Origin of the sequence: Aeromonas sp. HMWF014 (genome assembly GCF_963878295.1) — a bacterium.
GTDB lineage: Bacteria > Pseudomonadota > Gammaproteobacteria > Enterobacterales > Aeromonadaceae > Aeromonas > Aeromonas popoffii.
Genome location: NZ_CAWNYS010000206.1, coordinates 1 through 9324 on the forward strand (window position 1 = coordinate 1; position 9324 = coordinate 9324).

Genomic DNA, 9324 nt, shown 5'->3' on the forward strand with positions numbered 1-9324 from the left:
GAAGAGGGGATAGTGGAAGGGGGCGCAGGCCAGGACTATCTGGTCACCTCCGGTAACTACAACCAGATCGATGCCGGTGCGGATCAGGACTTTGCGGTGACCATAGGCCATCACAACCAGATCCGGCTGGGTGAGGGGGATGACGTTGCCATTGTGTTTGGCAACCACAACCGCCTGCTGGCGGAGCATGGCAACAATCAGGTCAAGCTGATGGGTTATCACGCCACCATCCGGGGCGGTGACGGCCGGGATCGACTGATCGCCGACCGGGTCGCCAAGTTCAGTCAGCTCGATGGTGGCGACGGCGATGATCTGCTGGTGCTGGGCGGTTATCAGAACCGCTTCAGTGGCGGCACCGGCGTTGACAGTTTCGTGTTCAGTGGCGAGGTGATAGAGAACCTGGTGCAGGACATCGGCAAGGAGGATTTCATCGTCTTTAACGACGTCAGCTGGCGGGATCTCTGGTTCAAGCGCAGCGGCTACGACTTGCAACTGCTGGTCAACCGTCACACCGACGGGGCGAGCGAGCAGGGCAAGTTCGAGCAACTGGGCAGCGCCACCTTCAGCAACTACTTCGCCGACAACCGGGCCCAGCTGGTCATAGGCCTTGGCGAACAGCAGGCAGAGGGCGAGCGCGCCTACACGGCGCTCTCGCACCATGCGGTCGACAGCCTGATCCAGGCCATGAGCAGCTTCGCTCCCGAAGCGGGCGACATGGGACTGATCAATCGCCTCGACAGCCAGGCCAACAGCCTGGTGCAGTCTGCCTGGGGGGATGTGATACAGGGCCGGGCGCGCATCGCCTGAGCGACCTGAAGCTAATCCAATGACATGCAAAACCTGCTCTTCGGAGCAGGTTTTTTTATGGAAAAACAGTGGGAGTGAGCCGCCTTGCCGGTGAATAGGTGGGGGCTGCCGAGCTCAAGAACCGTGAAATGGCGATATTTCCCGAGTACGAATATTGGTTAGGTGGGGTCTATGTCGTTGAAAAAGCGCGCGGGCAGGGTGTCGCCTCCATGCTGGTAATAGAGATCCTCAGCCGTGCCCGCAGGGCGGGGATAAGCAAGCTCTACTTGCAAACCGAGAACCTGACCGGAGGCATTTATTGCCGTCATGGTTTCAAGGCCGTTGAGGAGGTCAATGACAAAGGCGTTCATGTTCTGCTGATGGTGGCGGATACCGGCATCAGTTGTGTAAACCCACCAGGTTGTTCACAGATTGAAGACGACTGATTTAGGGCTGTGGCATGAGGACGATGGCAGTTGTACTCTGCAGTCACGGTTGCAGGTGTTCTGCCCGTTGCTCTGACGAGTCATAGCTCCGTGCATAGGCCCATTCACGCAGGGCTGTCAGAATGAAGCGCCCTGCTTTGCCATTGGTTTGTGGTGTGTAAGGCTTGGTGCGCAGGTGCTTGATCTCCAAGCGACGACACAGCTTCTGATGTCCAAATGCAGCCACTCACCCGGTTTCTCATGTTCATAGCGGTATACAGGAGTAGCAGGCTCCAGATTAGCCAGTCGATTAAGTCCCATGCGCTGCAAGATATGGGCGACAGTACTGTGTCCAATGACCAACGCTTGGCTTATGTGCCGATAAGTCTGTCGCTGATCGATAATCACCTGTTGCCGCTGGTCATCGATGGCATGGGGGAAGGATGCGGGGCGAGACGAGCGATTTTACAAGCCATCAGGCTCCTACTGGCGATATCGTGTGAGGTACTTGTAAGCGGTTCGGGTTCTGACCCCGGCAGTATGAGCAGTTCCTTCAATACGCAGGCCTTGTTCAAGGACACGCAGGAAAAGAAGTTGTCGACCAAAGACGGTTAATCGGGCATTTTTATGGTTGTTCACTCGGGCACCTCGGATGGTTGATTGGGTTGGCGCCTCCAATTTTCCGGGAATGTCCCGAGTGAACAACTTACAGAGTGATCACACCTAGCAGGCGTCAAGGGTCAGCATGGCCCCATAAAAAAACCGAAGCGCTTGGCTTCGGTTTTTCGTTGCAGTCACTGGCACAAGCCAGAGCGCATTATTTCTTGATGCGGATCACCGGGGTCTCGCCCACAGTCACTGCACCCGTCATCTTGATCAGCTCTTTGATCTCGTCCATGTTGGAGATGACAACAGGCGTCAGGGTAGACTTGGCCTTCGCTTCCAGAATAGCCAGATCGAACTCGATGATGGTATCACCGCGCTTGACCTTTTGACCTTCCTGAGCGATGCGCTTGAAGCCTTCACCTTTCAGCTCAACGGTGTCGATACCGAAGTGAACGAACAGCTCGATACCTGAGTCGGATTCCAGCGAGAACGCATGGTTGGTCTCGAAGATCTTGCCAATGGTGCCATCGCACGGAGCAACCATCTTGTTGCCGGTTGGCTTGATGGCAATACCGTCACCCACGATCTTCTCGGCGAAGACAACATCAGGCACATCTTCGATCGGTACGATTTCACCTGACAGCGGGGCATACAGCTCAATGCCACCGGTATCAGAGCTATCATCGGAAACCAGTTTCTTCAGTTTATCAAACAGACCCATAGTAAAAGCTCCTAGAGATGATTGTCGCTGTTTGCAGCCGATCTTAGCAGACTGCCTTCTGCTTAATAAAGTTATCTACACAGGCTTCGATTTCGGCGGCAGTTGCATAGCTCAATGCCTGGTCAGCCATTGCCTTCACATCTTCGAAGTTGGTGTTACGGATAAGCTTCTTGATACGCGGTACAGAGATGGAGCTCATGGAGAACTCATCCAGACCCATACCCAGCAGCAGCAGTGTGGCGCGTTCGTCACCAGCCAGCTCACCACACATACCGGTCCACTTGCCATTGTCATGGGAAGCGTCGATAACCATCTTGATCAGGGTCAGGACGGAGGGTGACAGCGGGTTGTACATGGCGGAGATCATCTCGTTACCACGGTCGACAGCCAGGGTGTACTGGGTCAGGTCGTTGGTACCGATACTGAAGAAATCCACTTCTTTAGCCAGATGATGAGCCATCACGGCAGCAGCCGGAGTCTCGATCATGATACCCACTTCGATGGATTCATCAAAGGCTTTGCCTTCGGTGCGCAGTTCGGCTTTCAGCGTCTCTACGGTGGCTTTCAGGCTACGGAACTCTTCGACAGAGATGATCATCGGGAACATGATGCGCAGTTTGCCGAAGGCAGACGCACGCAGTATGGCCCGCAGCTGAGCGTTCATGATGTCTTCGCGATCGAAGAAAATACGCACGGCACGCCAGCCCAGGAAGGGGTTCATCTCTTTCGGGAAATTCATATAAGGCAGTTCTTTGTCGCCGCCAATGTCCATGGTACGGACGATGATCGGCTGATCCGGCATGGCCGCTGCCACTTCTTTATAGGCTTTGAACTGCTCGTCTTCGGTCGGCAGCGCGTCACGGTCCATGAACAGGAACTCGGTACGGTACAGACCCACGCCTTCGGCGCCATTGCGGATGGCACCTTCGGTATCCTTGACGGTACCTATGTTGGCGCACACTTCGACCTGATGACCATCTAGCGTGATGGCAGGCAGGTCTTTCAGCTTGGCCAGCTCGTCCTTCTCGGCCTGGAACTGGGCCTGGAACTGTTTGGCTTCCGTCAGCTGCTCGGCGGTCGGGTTGATGATGATCTGGTTGTTGATCGCATCCAGTACCAGCATGTCACCGTTCTTGACACGCTCGGTGATGTCATTGGTGCCCACGATGGCAGGCAGCTCGAGTGAGCGGGCCATAATGGAAGTGTGAGAGGTACGGCCACCGATATCGGTAACGAAACCCAGCACATATTTCAGGTTGATCTGAGCGGTTTCAGACGGGGTCAGGTCTTTGGCGACCAGGATGACCTCTTCGTCGATGGTGCTCAGGTTGACAACGGCGATACCCAGCACGTTTTTCACCAGACGGGTGCCGATGTCACGGAAGTCGGTGGCGCGCTCGCGCAGGTAGGGATCGTCCAGATCGGCCATCATCTTGGCGTATTGCTCGATGACTTCGTAGACGGCCTTATCAGCGGTGGCCTTGTTGTCTTTGATGAAGGATCTGATATCCCCTTCCAGCTCCTCATCTTCGAGCAGCATGATGTGGCCTTCGAAGATGGCCTCTTTTTCCTCACCGAAGGTACGACCAGCCATCGTTTTGATGGCTTCCAGCTGGACAGCTGACTTGGTGCGGGCTTCGAGGAAGCGGTTGATCTCGGCGTCAATCTGGTCAGCAGAAATCTTGCCCTGATTGATAACGATTTCATCTTCTTTCAGAAGAAGCGCCTTACCGAATGCGATACCGGGGGACGCAAGAATGCCAGATATCATAATCCTTCCTATTAAAACGACTGTGGGGGAGGAATAAAGCTGGATTACTCCAGCTCGTCCATCAGGGCAACCAGCTTCTCAACGGCTTTCTGAGCGTCCGGGCCATCGGCCTGGATGGTCACGTTGGTACCTTTGGTCAGGCCCAGGGTCTGCAACTTGAACAGGCTCTTGGCGCTGGCAGATTTGCCACCGGAGACCACAGTGATCTCGCTTTGGAATTCTTTGGCTTCTTTCACGAACTGAGCTGCCGGACGGGTGTGCAGACCGTTTTCAGCAGTGATAACAACAGACTTCTCGTACATGGTTTCACCCCATATTATTGATATTTTTTGGAGAGATGGATGCTTTTGACGCTTCCTTATCTCACCGTGTCAGTATGGATATGTTGTAAAGTAACGAAATCAGACCTGCAATGGTTTAATCCAGGTCAATTTTCTGTGCAGTATTCGGTGTCTGCCTAAACTATTTTTCGTTATCGCGCTACAAGCCGCATAAATACTGGCTTGAAATTATTTTTTAACGAAAAATAACACTTTGTTACTTTGTGATACCTAGTCGGCAAATACCTCGTGACGCCGCACAGGATATGAGATTTATCACAGAATGTCTGCTTTTTTTGTCGTCCGCCAGCTTGTTATTTTACCCCAAAAAATAAGGGACCGAGTGGCGCTACCACCTGCTCAGTCTAGCTCATAAAAAAACGGCGCTCCTGGGAGCGCCGTTGTTCTGAAAGAATTCGATCACCTACTGCAGCAGTTCTTGCTCGCTGAACACCCCGGCAAACAGGGCGCTGGAGAGGTAACGTTCGGCGGCGCTCGGCAGTATGACGACGATTGTCTTGTCGGCAAATTCCGGCAACTCGGCCAGACGGGCGGCGGCCACGACGGCAGCCCCCGAGCTTATCCCGGCCAGGATCCCTTCCTCTTCCATCAGGCGACGGGCCATCTCGATGGCATCATCGCTGCTTACCTGTTCGACGCGGTCCAGCAGGGTCAGGTCCAGGTTGCCCGGAATGAAACCGGCGCCAATGCCCTGGATCTTGTGGGGACCCGGCTTGATTTCAAGACCGGCCAGACGCTGGCTGATCACGGGTGACTCGCTCGGCTCGACGGCCACCGAGACCACGGCCTTGCCCTTGGTCTGTTTCAGATAGCGGGAGACACCGGTAATGGTGCCACCAGTGCCGACGCCTGCCACGAACACATCCACCTGACCATCGGTGGCATCCCAGATCTCGGGTCCCGTGGTCTTTTCGTGGATTTCCGGGTTGGCGGGGTTTTCAAACTGTTGCAGCAGGACATATTTGCCCGGCTCGGATTCGAGGATCTCGTTGGCTTTGGCGATGGCGCCTTTCATGCCCAGCGGGCCTTCGGTCAGCACCAGATTAGCGCCGAGCGCCTTGAGCAGCTTGCGGCGCTCCAGGCTCATGGTGGCGGGCATGGTCAGGGTGATGGGATAACCGCGAGCGGCGGCCACGAAAGCCAGAGCAATACCCGTGTTACCGCTGGTGGGCTCGATGATCTCCTTGCCCTTGGTCAGAACGCCGCGTTTCTCGGCATCCCAGATCAGGTTGGCGCCGATGCGGCACTTGACGCTGAAGCTCGGGTTACGGCTCTCAATCTTGGCCAGTACGCGGCCCTTGGTAACACGGTTGAGTCGAACCAGCGGGGTGTGACCTATGGTCTGGCTGTTGTCCTCAAAAATTTTGCTCATGGTGCTATCCCTGTTTGTTACGGCGATGAAACAAGATTACCCTGTGGTTTCTGAATGAGAAGTGACGATTTGTTATAACAATATGTTATTACAAGATATAGAGCTTATTCTTTCTTACTGAGGCCTCAGTTTCCAAAAGGTCTCTTGTCGTCAAAGGAATGGACGTTATGGGATTTGCAGGAAGCGATCGCTATCTCGCCTCAGAGGCGCTAAAGATGGCGGTCAATGCGGCAATAGTGCTGGAAAAACCGTTACTTATCAAAGGTGAACCCGGCACAGGCAAGACGGAGCTGGCCGAAGCTGTGGCCAGTTCGCTCGGTACCCAGCTGATCGCCTGGCACATCAAGTCCACCACCAAGGCCCAGCAGGGGTTGTATGAGTACGATGCTGTGGCGCGGCTGCGTGACTCCCAGCTTGGCGATCCGCGAGTGGGGGAGATCAGTCACTACATTCGCCAGGGCAAGCTGTGGCAAGCCTTCACCGCCGAGCAGCGGCCCGTGCTGCTCATCGACGAAATCGACAAGGCGGACATCGAATTTCCCAACGACTTGCTGCTGGAGCTGGATCGGATGGAGTTCGACGTCTACGAGACGGGCGAGCGAGTCAAGGCCCGCCAGCGTCCCGTGGTCATCATCACCTCCAACAATGAAAAAGAGCTGCCGGACGCCTTCCTGCGCCGCTGCTTCTTTCACTACATCCGCTTCCCCGACAAGGCCGAGATGCAGGCCATCGTCAATCTGCACTATCCGAACCTCAAAGCGGCGCTGCTGGACGAGGCCATGGCGCTCTTCTTCGAGCTGCGCGAAGTGGATGGGCTGCGCAAAAAGCCCTCCACCTCCGAGCTGCTGGACTGGATCCGGCTGCTGCTGGCCGATGACATCTCCCCCGAGGCAATGCGCACCCGCGCGCCTGGCAAGCTGGTGCCTGCCCTCTACGGCGCTCTGCTCAAGACCGAACAGGACTTGCATCTGTTTGAGAAGCTCGCCTTTCTGGCGCGTCGCGGCAGCTAACACATGCTGATCGATTTTTTTACCCACCTGCGCCGCCACAAGCTCCCGTGCAGCCTGCGCGAACTGCTGGACTTGCACGCAGCGCTGGCAGCCCGGCTGGTCACTCTCGATATGGATGCGTTCTACCAGCTCGCCCGCTGCCTGCTGGTGAAAGAGGAGGCCCATTACGATCGCTTCGATCGCGCCTTTGCCGACTATTACGATGGCCTGCAGGCCACGCCCCTGTTGCCAGAAACCCTGCCGGATGAGTGGTTGCGCAAGGAGTTTGAACGGCTGCTGAGCCCGGAAGAAAAAGCGTTGCTGCAATCCTTAGGCGGACTCGACAAGCTGCTGGAAACCCTCAATCAGCGCTTGAGCGAACAGAAAGGTCGCCACGCCGGCGGCAACAAATGGGTGGGCACGGGAGGCAGCAGCCCGTTTGGCCACGGTGGTGTTCACCCCGAAGGGATCCGCATGGGGGGAGAGAGTCAGCACGGCAAGGCGGCCAAGGTGTGGGAGGCGCGTCACTATCGCAACTTCAGCGACGACTCGCCACTGGGGCAGCGTGCCATTCAGCTGGCGCTGCGCAAGCTCAGGCGCTGGGTGCGCCAGGGCAACCCGGACGAACTGGATCTCGACGACACCATCCAGAGCACGGCCCGCCAGGGCTGGCTCGATGTGAAGTTGAGGCCGGCGCGCCACAACGGCGTCAAGTTGCTGGTCTTTTTCGATGTGGGGGGCTCCATGGATCTCCACGTGGCCGAGGTGCAGCGGCTTTTCTCGGCGCTACGCCACGAGTTCAAACATCTGGCGTACTTCTATTTTCACAACTGTCTCTACGACTTCGTCTGGCAAGACAACAACCGCCGGGCCGAGGAGCGTTTTGATACCTTGCGGCTGCTGCGCACCTACGGCAGCGACTACAGGGTGATTGTGGTGGGGGATGCCAAGATGGGCCCCTATGAGATCACCTGGCCCGGTGGCAGTGTCGAGCATTGGAACGAGGAGGCGGGTCAGGTGTGGCTCGCCCGCCTGCAGCAGCACTTTCCCAAGCTGGTGTGGCTCAACCCGGTTCCGAGGCGGGAGTGGCTCTGGCATCCCTCCATCAAGTTAATGAATGAACTGGTTGGCGGGCGCATGCATCCGCTGACTCTGGCCGGTCTCGCCGCGGCGATCGATCAGCTGTAATGACCTCTCTACCCTAAAAAGCCAACAAGCCGGGAACGCACCCGGCCAGGAGCAAAGATGACTTCTATCGTGATCAGTGGATCAGGCCTGTATACCCCGCCTTTTGCCGTCAGCAACGAAGCACTGGTGGGCGCCTTCAACCAGTATGTGGATCTCTACAACGAGGAGAACGCCTCCGCCATCGATGCGGGCCAGCTGTCTGCCAAGCAGCATTCGAGCTGCGAGTTCATCGAGAAGGCCTCCGGCATCAAGAGCCGCTATCTGGTGAGTAAGGAAGGGGTGCTGGATCCCGACATCATGCAGCCGCTGCTGGCGGAGCGAGCCGATGACAAACCCTCCATCATGGTGGAGATGGCAGTGGCCGCCGCCGAGCAGGCGCTGATCGCCGCCGGCCGCGAGCCGGGAGAGATAGATCTGGTTATCGTCGCCGCCTCCAACATGCCGCGCCCCTATCCGGCGCTGGCCATCGAGTTGCAGCACTACCTGGGAGCAGGCGGCATGGCCTTTGACATGAACGTGGCCTGCTCGTCTGCCACCTTTGGCATCAAGGCGGCAGCCGACATGCTGGCGGCGGGGAGCGCCAAACTGGCGCTGGTGGTGAACCCGGAGATCTGCTCGGGGCACCTCAACTTTCGTGACAGGGATAGCCACTTTATCTTCGGTGATGCCTGTACCGCCGTGCTGCTGGAGCGGGAAGAAGCGTGCAAGGTCAGCAACCCCTGGCAACTGGTGGCCAGCAAGCTGGTGACCCAGTACTCCAACAACATTCGCAACAACTTTGGCTTCCTGAACCGGCTCAGCCCGCGTACCCGTTATGGTGATGACAAGCTGTTCTGCCAGCAGGGGCGCAAGGTGTTCAGGGAAGTGCTGCCGCTGGTGTGCGATCAGATAGCCGGTCAGCTGGATGAGCAGGGTTGGCCGGCGGATACCCTGAGCCGGCTCTGGCTGCATCAGGCCAACCTCACCATGAACCAGTTCATCGGTCGCAAGCTGCTGGGTCACGATGCCAGCCAGCAGGAGGCGCCGGTCATTCTCGATAGCTATGGCAACACCAGCTCGGCGGGTTCCATTATCGCGTTCCATCTGTACAATCGTGACCTGCCTGCAGGGGCTCGCGGCGTGCTC

General features: G+C 56.9%; 9 protein-coding genes and 1 pseudogene. 5 read left to right on the forward strand and 5 right to left on the reverse strand.

The window, feature by feature from the left end:
* Both AAC083_RS08330 and AAC083_RS08335 read left to right on the forward strand, forming a co-directional pair.
* The coding region (locus AAC083_RS08330; protein WP_146181619.1) for a hypothetical protein at nucleotides 1-807 on the forward strand (807 nt) is incomplete at its 5' end.
* A gap of 98 nt (nucleotides 808-905) precedes the next feature.
* Entirely contained in the window at nucleotides 906-1232 is a 327-nt protein-coding gene (locus AAC083_RS08335; protein ID WP_308811001.1) for a GNAT family N-acetyltransferase, read from the forward strand.
* Here the strand turns inward: AAC083_RS08335 and AAC083_RS08340 are convergent.
* From AAC083_RS08340 to cysK, 5 genes and pseudogenes are all read right to left on the reverse strand, one after another.
* Nucleotides 1186-1850, reverse strand: a pseudogene (locus AAC083_RS08340) (leucine zipper domain-containing protein). The gene AAC083_RS08335 and the pseudogene AAC083_RS08340 sit on opposite strands and share 47 nt — an antisense overlap.
* Before the next feature lie 178 nt (nucleotides 1851-2028).
* Entirely contained in the window at nucleotides 2029-2538 is a 510-nt protein-coding gene (gene crr, locus AAC083_RS08345; protein WP_042036323.1) for a PTS glucose transporter subunit IIA, read from the reverse strand.
* Nucleotides 2539-2581: 43 nt separating this feature from the next.
* Nucleotides 2582-4309, reverse strand: coding sequence for a phosphoenolpyruvate-protein phosphotransferase PtsI (ptsI, locus tag AAC083_RS08350; RefSeq protein ID WP_108536303.1), 1728 nt, complete (start codon nucleotides 4307-4309; stop codon nucleotides 2582-2584).
* 44 nt (nucleotides 4310-4353) lie between these two features.
* A complete protein-coding gene (locus tag AAC083_RS08355) occupies nucleotides 4354-4611 on the reverse strand; it encodes an HPr family phosphocarrier protein (RefSeq protein WP_005303128.1) in 258 nt (85 codons plus the stop codon).
* A 442-nt stretch (nucleotides 4612-5053) separates the two neighbouring features.
* Nucleotides 5054-6022 carry a cysteine synthase A gene (gene cysK, locus AAC083_RS08360; RefSeq protein WP_042036320.1) on the reverse strand — a complete coding sequence of 323 codons (969 nt, stop codon included), beginning with the start codon at nucleotides 6020-6022 and terminating at the stop codon, nucleotides 5054-5056.
* A 167-nt stretch (nucleotides 6023-6189) separates the two neighbouring features.
* Here cysK and AAC083_RS08365 point away from each other — a divergent pair, with 167 nt between their 5' ends.
* The 3 genes from AAC083_RS08365 to AAC083_RS08375 form a co-directional block, all read left to right on the forward strand.
* Nucleotides 6190-7032: an AAA family ATPase gene (locus AAC083_RS08365; protein ID WP_042036319.1), complete on the forward strand. Its 843-nt coding sequence runs from the start codon at nucleotides 6190-6192 to the stop codon at nucleotides 7030-7032.
* A gap of 3 nt (nucleotides 7033-7035) precedes the next feature.
* Complete coding sequence (locus AAC083_RS08370; RefSeq protein ID WP_108536304.1) at nucleotides 7036-8199, forward strand: vWA domain-containing protein; 1164 nt, start codon at nucleotides 7036-7038, stop codon at nucleotides 8197-8199.
* Nucleotides 8200-8256: 57 nt separating this feature from the next.
* A partial coding sequence (locus tag AAC083_RS08375; protein WP_108536305.1) for a beta-ketoacyl-ACP synthase III occupies nucleotides 8257-9324 on the forward strand: 1068 nt, incomplete at its 3' end.